This is a genomic window from Sulfuricella sp., from assembly GCF_035531155.1.
In the GTDB taxonomy this organism is placed as follows: domain Bacteria; phylum Pseudomonadota; class Gammaproteobacteria; order Burkholderiales; family Sulfuricellaceae; genus Sulfuricella.
Genome location: NZ_DATKTK010000069.1, coordinates 87326 through 102708, shown reverse-complemented (window position 1 = coordinate 102708; position 15383 = coordinate 87326). Strand labels below are relative to the sequence as shown.

12 protein-coding genes are annotated in these 15383 nt (G+C 56.7%); all 12 read right to left on the bottom strand.

Translation table 11 applies throughout. From position 1 onward, the window contains the following. The 12 genes from VMV64_RS16315 to VMV64_RS16260 all read right to left on the bottom strand — a co-directional run bounded on the left by VMV64_RS16315 (nucleotide 1) and on the right by VMV64_RS16260 (nucleotide 15161). Nucleotides 1–1944 (bottom strand): XrtA/PEP-CTERM system amidotransferase, encoded by a 1944-nt coding sequence (locus VMV64_RS16315; RefSeq protein WP_325332256.1) that lies wholly within the window; start codon nucleotides 1942–1944, stop codon nucleotides 1–3. Between the two features lie 12 nt (nucleotides 1945–1956). After that, nucleotides 1957–3129 (bottom strand): TIGR03088 family PEP-CTERM/XrtA system glycosyltransferase, encoded by a 1173-nt coding sequence (locus VMV64_RS16310; protein ID WP_325332253.1) that lies wholly within the window; start codon nucleotides 3127–3129, stop codon nucleotides 1957–1959. Between the two features lie 11 nt (nucleotides 3130–3140). Beyond that, nucleotides 3141–4724, bottom strand: coding sequence for an exosortase A (gene xrtA, locus VMV64_RS16305; protein ID WP_325332251.1), 1584 nt, complete (start codon nucleotides 4722–4724; stop codon nucleotides 3141–3143). Next, entirely contained in the window at nucleotides 4721–5980 is a 1260-nt protein-coding gene (locus tag VMV64_RS16300) for a TIGR03087 family PEP-CTERM/XrtA system glycosyltransferase (RefSeq protein ID WP_325332249.1), read from the bottom strand. The genes xrtA and VMV64_RS16300 overlap by 4 nt, the downstream gene beginning before the upstream one ends. A gap of 4 nt (nucleotides 5981–5984) precedes the next feature. Next, the gene (locus VMV64_RS16295; protein WP_325332247.1) at nucleotides 5985–7037 is read right to left on the bottom strand and encodes a FemAB family XrtA/PEP-CTERM system-associated protein; all 1053 of its coding nucleotides are present in this window, start codon (nucleotides 7035–7037) and stop codon (nucleotides 5985–5987) included. Continuing rightward, a complete protein-coding gene (locus VMV64_RS16290; RefSeq protein ID WP_325332245.1) occupies nucleotides 7034–7912 on the bottom strand; it encodes an XrtA system polysaccharide deacetylase in 879 nt (292 codons plus the stop codon). Before VMV64_RS16290 ends, VMV64_RS16295 begins: the two co-directional genes overlap by 4 nt. Nucleotides 7913–7917: 5 nt before the next feature. Continuing rightward, nucleotides 7918–9078, bottom strand: coding sequence for a non-hydrolyzing UDP-N-acetylglucosamine 2-epimerase (wecB, locus tag VMV64_RS16285; protein WP_325332243.1), 1161 nt, complete (start codon nucleotides 9076–9078; stop codon nucleotides 7918–7920). A gap of 3 nt (nucleotides 9079–9081) precedes the next feature. After that, a complete protein-coding gene (locus VMV64_RS16280; RefSeq protein ID WP_325332241.1) occupies nucleotides 9082–10086 on the bottom strand; it encodes an XrtA/PEP-CTERM system-associated ATPase in 1005 nt (334 codons plus the stop codon). 12 nt (nucleotides 10087–10098) lie between these two features. Further along, nucleotides 10099–11673, bottom strand: a complete 1575-nt coding sequence (locus VMV64_RS16275) for a TIGR03016 family PEP-CTERM system-associated outer membrane protein (RefSeq protein WP_325332239.1) — start codon at nucleotides 11671–11673, stop codon at nucleotides 10099–10101. Next, complete coding sequence (locus VMV64_RS16270) at nucleotides 11666–12661, bottom strand: XrtA-associated tyrosine autokinase (RefSeq protein WP_325332237.1); 996 nt, start codon at nucleotides 12659–12661, stop codon at nucleotides 11666–11668. Before VMV64_RS16270 ends, VMV64_RS16275 begins: the two co-directional genes overlap by 8 nt. Nucleotides 12662–12761: 100 nt before the next feature. Beyond that, nucleotides 12762–14321, bottom strand: a complete 1560-nt coding sequence (locus VMV64_RS16265) for an XrtA system polysaccharide chain length determinant (RefSeq protein WP_325332235.1) — start codon at nucleotides 14319–14321, stop codon at nucleotides 12762–12764. A gap of 201 nt (nucleotides 14322–14522) precedes the next feature. Then, nucleotides 14523–15161 carry an XrtA/PEP-CTERM system exopolysaccharide export protein gene (locus VMV64_RS16260; protein WP_325332233.1) on the bottom strand — a complete coding sequence of 213 codons (639 nt, stop codon included), beginning with the start codon at nucleotides 15159–15161 and terminating at the stop codon, nucleotides 14523–14525. Between the last annotated feature and the right edge of the window lie 222 nt (nucleotides 15162–15383).

The following is a 15383-nucleotide window of genomic DNA, read 5'->3' as shown; positions in this document are numbered from 1 at the left end:
CTATGTGCTCCTTGCTTCTCTGTGCGCAGCCATCTCGCAGGATGGGGCCTGCACATGAAACACGTTTCGAAGAAATGCTTCAAACATCAGAATTGTCCACAGTGATGCGCTATAGTCCCGCAAACCGGATTGATGCTGATCCACCATTTCCCGCAGGAAAGCCATGTCAAAGATTCCGGTGGAGGCCAGCGTCTCGCCCAAAATGGCATTCCGCACCCGTTGCCTGAGCGGCCCGCGGAACCAGCTTGCGAGGGGAACAGAAAACCCCATTTTGGGCCGGTAAAGGATGTCGTCCGGAAGGTAGGATTCCAGCGCCTTCTTGAAAATGTACTTGCCCTCTTGCCCATGCAGCTTGTAGGAGGAAGGCAAGCCCGACATCCACTCCACCAGCTTGTGGTCCAAAATTGGGACCCTCACCTCCAGGGCGTGAGCCATGCTGGCCCGGTCCACCTTGGTGAGGATATCCCCTGCCAGATAGGTCTTGATGTCCAGATATTGCACGCGGGAAAGCGGGTCATCGGTGGGCGCGCGGTCTGCATGGCGGCGCATTACATCAACGGCGCGGTGTCCTTGCAGGCGTAGTTTGAAAGGGTTGCTGAAAAGCTTGTCCCTTAACTTGTCGCCCATGACGGACACGCTGTGGAAGTAACCCTCGACCGGGTCGCGTGCGAGCGCCTCAAAGGTGGATTGGGCACGAAGTACTTTCGGTGCCCAGTCGGCCTTGGGATATAGCGAGCCGAGCAAGCCGAACAAAGGCTTGCGTATGCCCAGTGGCAGCAGGGCGCGCATGCGTTCTTCGTACAGGTGGTAGCGATAGCGCCGGTAACCGGCGAGATTCTCGTCCCCCCCGTCTCCCGAGAGCGCCACCGTTACGCGCTTCTTCGCCAGTTCGCATACCCGATAGGTGGGTATGGCGGAGCTGTCGGCAAACGGTTCATCGTAGAGCCCTGCCAATGTGTCGATCAGATCGTAGTCGTCTGATTCCACCTGCTCCACGTAGTGGCGGGTATGGTATCGATCCGCCACTTTTTGCGCGAAGGCGGCCTCGTTGAAAGCGGGGTCACCAAAAGAAATGGAACAGGTGTTTACGGGTTCGTTCGTCAACCCCGCCATCATGGCGACGATGGCGCTCGAGTCCACGCCTCCGGAGAGAAAAGCACCCAGCGGCACTTCGGCCACCAGCCGGATGCGCACCGCTTCACGCAAACGGGCGACGAGTTCTTCCTGTGCTTCCTGCTCTGAGATGGGCCCGTGGGGGGTAAAGGGCACATCCCAGTATTCCTGGGGAAGAGGCATGGCCTGCCCCCGCCTGAGCGTCAGGGTATGTGCGGGGGGCAGCTTTCTGGCGCCATTAAAAATGGTGCGCGGTTCCGGTACGTAGCCATAGGCAAAGTATTCTTCCACTGCGCAATCATCTATCTCGCGCGGGAAATCGGGGTAAGCCAGCAACGATTTGAGTTCCGATCCGAACAGGAACGTGCCGTCTGGCAATGTGCCGTAATAGAGTGGTTTTATGCCCAGGCGGTCGCGGGCGAGAAACAATGTTTCCTTGTTGCGGTCCCAAAGGGCAAAGGCAAACATGCCGCGGAAACGTTCCACGCAGGCTTCGCCCCATTCTTCCCATGCATGGACGATGACTTCGGTGTCGCAGTGGGTGCGGAAGGTATGGCCAAGTTGCTGCAATTCCGGCATCAGGTCTACGTAATTGTAGATTTCACCGTTGAAGGCAACTACTACGCTGCCATCTTCGTTGAACAGGGGTTGATGGCCACTCGACAAATCGATGATGGAAAGGCGCCGGTGACCCAAACCTACGCCGGGCTCGGTATGCAGCCCACCTTCATCTGGCCCGCGGTGAAGCTGGGTCTGGTTCATGCGCGCCAGCACTTGCGGGTCGATTTCGCGCTGCGCTCTCAAATCAAAAATGCCAACGATGCCGCACATGACGTAACCTCGTTATTTGCATTTAATGGGTTGCTGCATTTTCATCGGCAGGCCGAGCTTCTCATAGACCGAGAGATATCCCCGTACCATGGCCTGCATGCTGAAATGCGCTTCGACCCTTTTCCGGCTGGTCTGCCCTTGTGCTTTGAGCAGGCTTTCATTTCGAAAATACTTCAGCAAAGTTTGCGCCAGATATTCGGGATCCGATACGGGCACCAGTGTGCCGGTATGCGCTTCTTCCACCAGTTCCGGATTTCCCCCGACCCGTGTCGCAACAATCGGCAATCCGCAGGACATCGCTTCCAGAATAGTGTTTGAAATGCCTTCCCCCAACGAGGGCAGCACAAACAAATCCATATTGCGCATGAGTTCTGCCACATCCGTGCGTTCGCCGGGAAGCCATGCGAGTTGCATTGCGTTGGCTTCCTTGAGCAGGTTCAGGCAAGTTTCGCGAGAGACCCCTTCGCCAATAATCACCAGCCGTGCACGTTGGCGAGCAGAGGGTTCAATTTCCAGCAATCTGATGAATGCGCGCACCAGATTGGGATAATCTTTCACCTCTGCCATCCTGCCTACACTGCCTATCACCAAGGCGGCCTCCGCCGCGAATCCGGCTGGGCCTATATCGCGCGCCCCATCCCGTGGGTGGAAACGGGTGCTGTCAACACCGTTGTAAATCTGGCTCACTCGTTGCGGGGCGACTCCGACAGTGTGTATCAGCCATTGCTCCAGATCCCTGCTTACGGCGATATAGTGCCCCACCAAAGGGCGCGCCAATTTGCGCAGCAAATTGTATTTACGATTTTTACCATGCAAATCGAACACATCGCGGCCATGTTCCCCATGGATTCTGGCGCGAATGCCGGCAGCCGCTGCGACAAACTGGCCCTCAATCGCAGACAGGTTGCGGGTGTGCACAATGTCCGGGGAAAGCGCCCGCAACAACCGCCATAAATGGAAATACCATGAGACATCCCGACCGGCAGGTTTGGCTAAGGCATAAAAATCTACATCGTTTCGCCGGATGCGCCCCCTGAAATCAGTATAGTCATCCAGGCAGATCACCACATGCCGGAAACTTTCCTTCGGCATGTGGTTGATCAGATTGACCATGCCATTTTCCATGCCCCCGACCCTGAAATGATGGACGATATGGGCGATCAGAGGGGGTTCACGCTTTGCCATGATGTTGCCGCTTATTGGCGTGATACATGGGCGATGCTTTCCTGGATGGCTGGAAGCATGTCCTGAATAAATGCCTTCAGCGCCAAAGCCGCTGATTCCGGGGTGTCTTCATAGGGCGAATCGATAATGATTGCTGCACCATCGTCTTGCTGCCCAAGCATCCGGGCCTTTGCCAGAAGCAGTTTTGCCAGATAGGGGTTGACGGTATAAGTGCCCGCCAGGCTGTTCCAGCTCCAGACCAGCAAGCGCTTGTTGGGTGCACGCAGCAAAGTCTGCTGGATGGTTTCATTTCTGCTGCGCAGAGAAATCACGCGATGTGCTTCACCTACGTTGCTCCATATCGGATGCTTTTGAGTGACCATGTAGTTTTGGGAAGTGATCAGTGCGGCACCCTGGCGTTGAGTCCGGTAGTAGCCCACATACAGGCTGACGGCCATGCCGTCCTTCTGGTAAGTCTGCAGGGTGTGTGCATCGGGCCCAATGTAATGAGGTTGCCAGTCGGAAAGGGTCGCATTTTGCTTGACCCACCCGTTCATTGAATCGGGCAATTCGATCAATAGTCCCCTGGTTTTGACCGGGCGGCTATCCAGATATGCTGCGTAGGCAGGCCACAGGGCGGCAACGGTGATGATTACAATGCTCGCTACGACAAACGTGCGGCTCGGCATGGATGTGCTAGCCGCACCCATCGTCGATCTGACCTCGCCGGGCTGGTGATCTTCCTGATCCTCTCGCCAGAGGGCGCCAATCCAGAAAAGCAGCAGCATGACGACACCGAAAAACATCCAGCCATAAATGAGATGGTCAACGCCCAGTGCCAGCTTCATGTCGCTCAAATGGGCGATCATCACGATCATGTAGGCGCGCATCCCGTTTGCGATCACCGGGACAATCAACGACAGGGCGGCAAAAATCAGTCTGCGTTTCGTGCTGCGGTAGGTCAAATAGGCATACAGGCTGCCCAAGGTGAACGAGGCGATGAGATAGCGAAGTCCGCTGCAGCCTTCCACTACTGACCACTGTCCGCTGGGTATCGCGAAAAAGGTGCCCTCGCGATAAACCGGAATGCCGGTTAATTGCAGAGCAGCTACGACAAAGTCGGCAGTGAAATTCATCATGTGGGGAATCAGGAACTCTCCGGCCGGGACTGCAAAAAACAGGAAGCCGAGGGGGAATGCGATTGCACGTGCAACCGGCGCCCCGAGAAGTGTCCATACTGCCACCGGGATCATGGCTACCAGGCAGTACTGGGCGAAGACCAGCACGCTTCCGGCATCAGAAAAAAGCCAGCCGAACCCCAATCCTGCCATGACCAGCAAGCCGCGGGAATCCGGGCGAGGCGTGATTTCGGCGAGTGACTTGCGCTTCGTCCATATGAGATAGATGCTGATGGGGAATATCAGAAAACCGTGCGCAAACGTCTCGGATCGTTGCCAGATGGCAACGGTGGACAACACGGTTTGCTGGTATATGGCAAGAATGACCGTAAGGGTGGCGAGCGTCAGGATTGTTGCCGTCCTCCATGGCAACAATACAGGCCCGGCAATGTGGGCAGCAGAGGCGGTGGTTATCGCTTGGGGGTCAGTTCCTTTCATGGTTGTTTTTCCTTGAGGGAGGTGGTGCGGTTTGTTTCCTGTGATGCCCATGTTGCTGGCGTTTCTGCGAGTAATGCATCCACCTGCGCCAAACTGCTATCCCAGTCGTAATCAGCCAGAATTCTAGCCCGCGCAGCTTTACCCATCTGGTCGCACGTCGTTTCTGCCAGCAGCGTCAGGATCTTCCGTCCAAATCCCCGGGCGTTGGTGGCAACATGCAACTCATGGCCTTGAACAGCCTGAATTCCCTCTGCTGCTTGGGGAGATGCAACCACGGTTTTTGCCATGGCCATGGCTTCCAGCACTTTGTTCTGCAATCCTCTCGCCATACGCAATGGCGCCACCGCAAGCCGAGCGTGAGCAAGGTATGGCCGGATATCCGCTACTGTGCCGGTTACCGTGACCCCGGGCAATCGTGCCAATTCACGAACCACTGCAGTCGGGCGGGAACCGACGATGCAAAAACGGGTTCGGGGAAATGCTGCATGCACGGCGGGAAAAATTTCTTGGGCAAACCAGCGCACGGCGTCCACATTCGGCCAGTAGTCCATGGCACCCGTGAATACCAGGGGGTGTTCACCTTCCGGGTAAGGATTGGGATATTCGCGCTCAGGCGAAAAGTAGTCGGTGTCTACGCCGTTGCCGAAATAGCCTGTTTTGTTTGCACTTTCAGGGGCAAATTGCTTGAACAGCTCCGCCTCCTCGCGGGAAACGAACAACGATGCGTCGAATTCCTTTGCTACCTCACGCTCATAGCGCCGCAACAGTTTTCCTTCTCGCCGGTAGAGCCACGACAGCGGCCAGCGTTTGCTTTCGGCATACTGGTTCCATTTGTCGGAGTCGACATCGACAAAATCGATGACGCGGCGCATTCCATCGGCCTGTCTTACGTACTGGGCCATGGCCGATGAAAAAACCAGGACGCGCTTGACTGGATGGTTGGCAAGTAGATCGTTAACCCAATGTTGCAATCCGGGATTACGGTAATAAGGCAGTGTCAGCGCTTGGCCGGTTAGCAGACCAGACAGGCTGCGCAAACGCGCAGCGAATGGGTTGAGCCTGGCGAAGTGGCTTTCCCCGCAAAACGATTTAGTGGTATCCACGTGCCGCCAGTCAGCCTCGTCATCCACAAAAGTACCTAGATGCACCCGGTAGTGCCGGCTCAAATGGCTGAGCAAATGGAAGGAACGTATCTTGTCACCCTTGTTGGGCGGATAGGGTAGGCGGTGGGTAAGATACAGCAATTCTTCAGGCATTATCCTAACCCAGATTCTTCACAATATGGGGACCGATCAGGTTGGCCAGCGACAGCGGAAGCTTTTGCCATGCCTTGATAAAAAACTGATATTTAGGATTAAGCGGGTTGTGATCCGGTACCGCTCTGGCCCGGTGCAGTTGGTATTCGTAGTAGAGCGGCTGTGGTTCGAAGCCCCAGTTCTTCTTGAAGTCGAATGGCCCGGTGCCGCGCTTGCTGCGGCCATAGTCGAACACCTTGATGCCGCGCTCGCAGGCGCGCCGCATCAGCTCCCAGTACTTGAAATCGTTGGCTGCAACATCGCGTGCTGCCAACGTGTCACCGGCGTAGTAGGGGAGTACCTCGTCGCGGAAATAAAAGCTCAACACACTGCTCAAGACCTGCCCGTCCTTGACCACCGACAGCACTTCGCAATCGTTGCCGAATATTTCTTGCAGCAGCGCGAAATAGCGTTTGGGCAGCGCGGGTGTGCCATGACGGTGGACATTGTCCGCGAACACGGAAAAAAACCGCTCCACGCCGTCATCGATTTCGCTGGCAAGCTCGGCCTGGATGCCCTTGCGCACCATTGCGCGCTGTTTGCGCGGAATGGCGAGCATGTTGGCTTCCACGTCCGGAGCTATGGTCTTGCGGAAGGTGACGTACAGGTCCTTGCCCGGCCATTCGGTGTGAAAAGGCACCATGTTGCGGTATTCAAGGAAGTCCACGTTGAGACTTGCGGCCAGCATTTGCGCCGCCTCGTCCAGCGCCTGGCGTGCCGGCTCCGTGCTGGCGATGATGCCGCCGTATGCGCAAAACGGCAGTGAAGATAATGAATGCCCGAATAGTCTGCTGTCGATTTCTGCCAGCGGCAGCACGCCCTGGATGGCGCCGTTCTCCTCGGCCAGCAGGAAGTGGGTGTGGTGGCCGAAGGCGCGCTCTATCACTTCTTTCCAGCCGGCGCGGTGGAAAAATGTGGCTGCGGGGCAGCCGAAAACGAACTGATCCCAGCGTGCGGTGTCGCCCGGCGTCATCACGCGCACCTGCAGTGCGGTTGGGGTCGCCGCGCTTCCGTTCATGTTTCTGCTTTCATGAACACGCGATCCATGCGGTCCCAGTGAAAATCCCGTAACAGCGCCTGAATGCGGGATTCCATGCGTGTCAGATTGACGTAATGGCGGAAGTGCGTTTTTGACGAGATGCCCAGTTGGCGAGGCTGGTCTGGATCAAGCTCCCACGGGTGGAAGTAGAAAATGCAGGGCTTGCCTTCCTGACGGTTGACACGGCGTATGAGCCAGCGCGACGCTTTATAGGGTAGTAGTCTGAAATAACCGCCGCCGGCCGCCGGCAGGTTGCGGCCCAGCAGCGCCACAGTGGTGGGGGGGAGTTCCAGCACGCCGCCCTCGCCGCGCGGGTAGTGGGCAAAGCGCGGCGCCTCGGGCATGCCGTAATGGTCGTGCCGGATCGGATAAATGCTGGAGCTGTATTGATAACCCGCCTCCAGCAGCACGTCGTGCGCCCACAGATTGTCAGCGCCGATGGAAAAGCTCGGGGCGCGATAGCCGATAACCGGGCTGCCGGAGATGTCCTCCAGCAGTTTCTTGGCGTGTGCGATGTCCTTGCCGAAGTCGTGCCGGCTTTGCTCATTGACGCGGTGATGACCATAGCCGTGGCTGGCGAGTTCATGGCCGTTGTCTACGATGCGCCGCACCAAGGCGGGGTAGCGCTCGGCGATCCAGCCCAGAGTGAAGAAGGTGGCGTGCGCGCGACCTTCATTCAGCAATGCCAGTGCGATGTCGATGTTGCGCTCCACCCGGCACGGCAAGCTGTCCCAGTGCTCGCGCAGGATGTGGGGAGCAAAGGCCGAGACCTGGAAGTAATCTTCCACGTCGATGGTCATCGCATTGCGGATCAACGCTGGAGCCGTCGGGGACTTCCCGGAAGGTTTCTGCATGACGGTCAGCTCCGCGAACCATTCTCCAGCCATCCGCGAATTGCCTCCGCGATGCGTGTCGAGGCTTGGCCATCCCAGAATTCAGGGACCCTGCCTGCCTTGCCGCCGCTGTGCAGGATATCCTCGAAAGCTGCCAGTATCCTTTCCGGGTCCTGGCCGGCGATGGTGTTGGTTCCCTGTTCCACCGTGATCGGCCTTTCCGTGTTGTTCCTCAGCGTGATGCACGGGACGCCAAGGGCCGTGGTTTCCTCCTGGATGCCGCCCGAGTCGGTCAGCATGGCACGGGCATCCTTCATCAATCCCAGCATTTCCAGATAACCCATGGGCGGTAGCAGCAGCAGTTCGGGAACGTCCAGCACCTCTTCCAGGCCAGACCTTTCGATCATGGTGCGAGTGCGCGGATGCATCGGGAAGATGACCGGCAACCTGCGGCTGATTTTCAGGACGGTCTCCAGCAGGGTGCGCAGGATGGCGGGATCGTCCACGTTGGAGGGTCGGTGCAGGGTGAGGACGGCATAGCCGGCATCGCCGCCCAGGAAATCCTCTCGGCCAGCGTCTTTCAGGATTTGGGACAGAGGGACGGCCCTTTCCAGGTTGCGGCGCAGGGTGTCGATCATGACGTTGCCGACAAAGTGGATGCGCGATTCGGCTATCCCCTCCCGCAACAGGTTTGCGCGTCCGCTAACTTCGGTGATAAAGAGCAGGTCGGATATCTGGTCGGTCAATATCCGGTTGATTTCCTCCGGCATGGCACGGTCGAAGCTGCGCAGGCCAGCCTCGACGTGAATCACGGGGACCCCCTTCTTTGCCGCCACCAAGGCGCAGGCCAGGGTGGAGTTCACGTCGCCGACCACCAGTACAGCGGAAGGCGGCTTGGCATCCAGCACTGGCTCGAAGCGGCGCATGACCTCTGCGGTTTGAATTGCGTGACTCCCGGAACCCACCCCCAGATTGATATCCGGTTGCGGGATGCCGAGCGCCTCGAAATACTGGTGGTTCATGGCTGCGTCATAATGCTGGCCGGTGTGAACCAGACTCAAGGCCGGCAGTGGCCTGAGATCCCCCAGTGCGGCCATGATCGGGGCCATTTTCATGAAGTTCGGGCGCGCACCCACGACGCAAAGGATGCTGCCCAGAGTTTGGACTCCTGACGTGGGTATTTGCATTGACTATCTTCTTTTCGAAAGTTCCTTATTTACTCTGGGCAAGGAGAGAATCTGTTTGAGCAGTTCCAGCACCGAGATGACGGAGTTCTCCATTTTGGCAAGCCTTTCATCCATGTTTTCCAGGCGGATGCGGGTTTCCGCTTTGTCCGGCACGGTGGCGGAAGTGATTTGGGCGTCGGCTCCCGAGACGGGAAGATCAAACTCCTGCTGAATATCGCGAATGACTTCGTTGATCTCTGAGCTGCCAAAATCGTGCAGTTCTTCCAGGCAGCCCATCAGCAACAGGCGGTCACACAGGGTATTGATCTTTCTGGGAATGCCGGTCGTGTAGTCGTAAATGGCAGCAAAGGCGTCCTCACCGAAGGAAGGGTCGCCGCGCCAGCCAACAGTGCTCAGCCGGTGCTCGATATACGACCTGGTTTCCGAGGCATCCATCGGCCCCAGATGATAAGTGGCTATCACCCTTTGCCGCAATTGTTCCATCTCACTGCCATTTAGGGTTTTCCTGAACTCAGGTTGACCGAGCAGGAAGGTTTGCAGCAAGGATTTGTCGACGGTCTGGAAGTTGGAAAGCATCCTCAATTCTTCCACCGCGCTGGGAGCAAGGTTCTGCGCCTCGTCCACCACCAGGAGGGCACGTTTCCCCTGGCGGTCGCACAGCCGAAGGAACCCCTCGAGATCAGTCAGAAGGTCGGCCTTGCTCGCGTCCTTGAAGGGGAGGCCGAAGGCGGCCGCAGCCATGCGCAGAGTGTCATCCGAACCGAGGTGGGTGCTCACCAGTTGCGCCGCCAATATCTTTTCCGTTTCCATCTTGCGGAAAAGGTTGCGCACCAGGGTGGTCTTGCCCGCCCCGACTTCGCCGGTGATGACGATGAAGCCCTCCCCTTGGGCCAGACCGTATTCCAGGTAGGCCATGGCGCGCTTATGGCCTTTGCTGCCGAAGAAGAAATTCGGGTCGGGCTTCAGCTGGAATGGCTTGGCGCTTAAGCCGTAGAACGATTCATACATGCCGAGAGCCCGCTAGAATCTCATGAATAGGGAGGCGATCAGGGCGTTCTCCCTATAATCGCCGCCGTCCTGGCTGGAGTCCCGCTGCAGCCGCCGCAATTCAACCGAGCCGCTGAGCTTGGGCTGGAACTGTCTGGTCAGGCTGAGCCGGATGGTCTTGTCATTGTCTGTTCTGCCCAGAGAGGGGTAGGTGTTTCTTGCATACACAGCGTTAATGTTGGCGCTGGTGCGTGGGTCTATCCGCCAGTTCCAGAAAGCGGTGCCGCCCACCTGTTTGGTTCTGTCGGTCAGCGCCAGGATGGAACTGCCAAACAAGGCGCTGTCTTGGGCTTGTGCGGTCTGCGCGTCGCGCGACACGCTGAACAGGCTGAGTACGAGCGTGTTTTTTGTACCCGTCACCGCAACAGATGCCTGCAGGCGTTTTTGCAGAAAGAAGCGGTTGGTAAAGTAATTTACGGATTGCGCTAGGGCCGGGGGAAGCGCGTTGCCCTGTATGAAGGCGTCAACAGTTTGCTGCCGGATGACTGGATCGGGTATCGTGGCGGCCCATAACTGGTTCAAGAAACTAGCGGTGTCTATCGTGACGGGGATCAGGAACTGGGATTGGGTAGAGGTAATGTCCTCGCTGTAATTCAGGCTCCAAGCGGTCAGGCGAGTGCGATGGCTGGCCGCGAGCGAATAGGTGTCACCAAAGAATCTTCGCCCCGCGCTGGCATCGATGCTTGTCCTTGCGCTGGGCGCCCAGGAAAAGCCGGCGGACCAGAAGGAACCTTCGGGCTTTGCCCCGACCGAGATATAGTTATTTTTTTCGTAGCCTCCGGTGGCTGTCAGTCTGAATTTCGGGGTGACCGAGTAGCGAAGACTGCCGGAAAGGACTTCCGTGTCGATGTCTTGGATGCTGGTGTTGGCGGTATTTCCATAGCTGGTTTTTCCATTGCTGTAGTTCAAGCCCCAGCCCAAAGTTCTAAAGGCCGATCCGCTATTCAGGCCGAGCTGGATGCGGTCCGTCTGGGTATTCAACAACCCGCTGCCGCCAGTGCTGACTTCGTCATGAGCATAGCGAATCTCGGTTGAGGCATAGTTGCTGAAGCTATGGCGCAGATAGGGGCTGACGGTATAGGTCCTTACCTCGGTGCGGTTTCCGGTGATATTGGTGTTGTCAGCCGCCTGCGGACCCAACAGGGAAATGTTTTGCTGGCTGATCGCGGCTCGCCCATCCAGAAATAACAAGTTGTCAACCAGTTCCGCATTGGCGTCGGCGTTCAATATGTGATTCATCGTGTCTCGGCTGCTATCCTCCGCGTACACAAGATTCTGCATTACGTAATTGGCGTTGAGCTTCAACCGGGGGCTGGTGCCCATCAAGGATATGCCGGGATTGATCTGGGTAATGAATTCGCTCTTCTCATGCCCTGGTGGCGCCAATGCCACATTGTCGGTATAGGTCTCTATCAGGGCGAGACTGGGGGTAAATTTCCATTCTGCAGCGCCTGCATGAGAGTACACAAGCAGCATTGCCGTGGTGATGGAGCAGATTGCAGGAAACGAAAGCCTATGGCAGGTGCCGCATTCAGGCGCTTTAGCCATAGTGACCATAATACTCCCCGCCGGTGAATGCCCTGGCCTTGTTGTAAATCAGATTAACGACATCGCATGTTTCAATTTGCCGGAGCGCTTCCTTGATCGCTTGCTGGGTTGTGCTTTCAGCCGCCACCACCAGGACAATCTGCCCCATTTGGCTTGCCAGCACATGCGCCTCGCTGGCAAGCAGCAAAGGAGGGGAGTCGAATATGACAATGCGGTCGGGGTAACGACGTGCAATTTCCCTGAGCAGGTCGCTCATGGCCTGGCTCGCCAGCAGTTCGGTTGCACGCTTGTGCCTGCTTCCGGCTGGAAGGATGGCGAGATTTTCGACATTGGTTCTGATCAGGACGTCAGCCAGATCAAGCTTGTCGTCGAGAAGCACATCCATCAAGCCGCGCCCGGTCTCCAATCCGAGGTAATCGGGTATCGCGGGCCGGGCCACATCGGCATCCACCAGAAGAACCGTGTGATCCATTTCCATCGCGATGCTCATCGCCAGGTTGGCGGCGCAGAAGGTTTTTCCTTCCCCGGCAAGGGCGCTGGTGACCATGATCAGATTGGCGTTGTTGACCGGCTCGGCGCCCTGGTTGAAGGCATTCTTGATCAATGGGCGCTTGATCAAGCGGAATTCCTCGGCGATTTGTGTTCTTTCCCCATCAGGAATGATCATGCCCAACCGGCGTAATTTCGCCAGATTGATCATGCCCTGTTTTGACACCTGTCCTCCTGACGAAAGAGTCGGGTCGATCCCGGCTTCGCCCTCTCCGCCCCCACTGGCGACCGTTTGGTCTGGATGTTTTGGCATCTCCGGCGCCATTTCCACTGAAGAGGATGCTCCCCCCCTTTCGATCTGGTCGAGCTTGCCTGCTGCCTTTTCAATAATGCTCACGCCGCCTCCCGATGGGTGCTTCGCCGTGGCCTCATGCGGGGGGGGCTTTTCCCCTTTTTCGATCTGGTCGAGCTTGCCTGCTGCTTTTTCAATAATGCTCACGCCGCCTCCCGATGGTGTCCATTCCCTAGTCGCCAATCCTGTTGTTTTGGACGCTTTGTGCTGAATCTCCGGACTAGTCCTGTGGCTAGAATGGTTGAATTCAAAACGGCGGCATGTTTTTGAGTGCCTTCGCCAACAACGCGCCATATAAACCCAACAAAAATAGCAAAGAGAGGCCGAAGGCATAAACTCCCTTTTTTCGCTTGATCATTTCCTGGTCCGTCCAAATCATGCTCACCGTGCCCAATACCGGGAAGCCGCTTATCTCCCGCAGGGCGCCCTGGCTCTGGAAGGTGGGCCGGATTTGGCTCATCAGGAACGCAGTCCCGATTCCGGCCAGCAAGGCGCCCAGAAACGCCAGGGAGACCAGTCTAAAACGGTTCGGAGAGGTGGGGATTTGCGGAACCATCGGCGGATCAATGATCTTGAATGTCATCATCTCAGTTGTAGTGGCCATTTCGCCAGACATTTTTGCGCTTTCCCGGCGTTCAAGCAGTTTTTCGTAGTTGCCCTTGTTGACCAGATAGTCGCGGTTAAGCTGGGTAAATTCCGCTTCCACCTGGGGTATTGCATTGATCTGGGCCTTCAGGTGATTATAGCGGGCAGAATATTCTGCCACGCGAGCCCTCATGGAAGCCGTCCTGGCTTCGGCCTCCGCTAGCGCAACATTGAGCTGTTGCAGCATGGGGCTATAATTTTTCCCGGGGTCGGCGCTGTGCTTTCTCAGCTTGGCCTCTTCCTTCTTGCGTTCCTCAAGCTGAGCAATCAGACGCTTGGCAGCAACGATGTCCGGGTGCTGTTCGGTAAAGTTCAGGCGAAGTGCATCCAGATTCTTGTTCAGGGCCTGGATGCGAGCGTCTATTTCCGGATTCGAGACCGCTTCCGGGTTTGAAGCCGCGGCAGCCGGGTCCTGACCTGCCATCAGGACGGGTTCTTCGTCAGTCATCTGGTTCTTGATGGCATCGCGCGCATTCTCGGCTTCCCGCAACTCCAGTCTTGCCTGATTGAGACTCTCCGAGGTTTCAGCCAGCTTCGCAAAATAATCCCCGCCTTCACGGGGCAGCAGCCCAACGTTCTTCCGCTTGAACTCCTTCAGAGCATTTTCGGTGGCGACCAGCTTCTCCTCATAATCCTTGATCTGCTGTTCGATGAAGTGAACTGCCGACGCCGAGTCCTGCTTCTTGTCCCCGAGGCTGCCCTCGACAAAGATGGTCAAAAATGACTGGACCACGTCTTTCGCGAGTTTGGGGTTTTCGTTGCTGTACAAAATGGTATAGAGGTTATCCCGGCCGGCCGTAGCTATCTTGATCTCGTCCATCAGCCCCTTGATCTGCTGCTCCCGATCCTTCGCCGTGCTTGTCTTGATGTCCAGATCAACCATGCGCAGGACCCTTTCCACGTTCGGGCGACTGAACAGGGTACGGCTCATGATTGAGACTTGCTGTTCCAGGTTGGGCGTGGTTGTCATTCCCGACATCAACGGCTTCAAGATGCTCTGGGTATCCACGTAAATCCTTGCCGAGGCCTCATAACGGTCAGGTAACTTGTACACCGTAATCCACCCGGCCAAGGCAACGATCCAGGCGGCTATTACCGCATACCAGCGATATTTCCATATCCCCTTCAAATGGGAAAGCAACTGGGCCATCAGTTCTTGCATCTTGAACTCTCCTTGTTTTTACCCCGGCTATTCAGCAAAAGCAAAACATCTGTCCGTGGCCTTTGTGCCGTCATCAGGCCTGGAAGCCCGATGGCGGAATTTCATTCATTTCCGCCCAATCCATTAGCATTTTTTAATTATCTCTGCCCTGGCGAGCGAGGCGCGCTAAAAGAGAAGGCCAGGAAAATGGGGGCCGGGGAGTTAAAAAAAGCTTTCAGGTATAACCAGAACATCTCCCGGACGCATGGGAACATTGGCTGACATGTCGCCGTCCTTGATCAGGTCGTTCAGCCGGACGGCGAACTGCTGCTGTGTTCCGCTGATGCTGCGTATGATGCTGGCCTGGTTGCCGGCTGCAAAATCAGTGATTCCTCCCACTGCAATCAGAACATCCATCAGACTCATGTCCTTGCGGTAAGGTAGTGCCTGCGGTCTTGCTGCCTGGCCGATGACCCGGATTTGCTCGTCATATGGCCCGACAAATCCGGTAACTATGACCGTTACAACCGGCTCCTGGATGTATTTGGCCAGGGCTTTCTCGATGTCTCGCGCCAGTTGGCTTGAGGTCTTGCCGCTGGCCGGCAGGTCCTCCACCAGCGGGGTCGTGATTTTGCCATCCGGACGGACCGGCACTGTCATTGAGACTTCCGGGTTGCGCCACACGATGATATTCACGCTGTCCCCGGGGCCGACCAGGTAGTCATGCGCGGGGGGAGGGATGTCTGTTGCGGAGATGGGCTGATGTGCAGTGCCGGCGCAACCGCCAAGGGTAAGAATGGAAAATGCGAAAGCAAAGCAAGCCAGCCATCTCGCAGTATTGGTGTGTTGTGGAGAGTTCATTTGGATTACCTTTTGTAAGGAGGCCTGATACCTGCTTGGAATACCAAATTACAACTTCAGACTAGATAACGCCTCCAGCATTGTCAAGTTATCTGAACAGCATGCAGAGCCCCTTTGCCCCCATGCAATGATGGCGTGGCATTTTCTATGCCCGGATATTTCATAAATTCGCGTGATGATCGCGCAGGTTTTGGTTTTGTATGGGGATGTTAGTTACGGCAT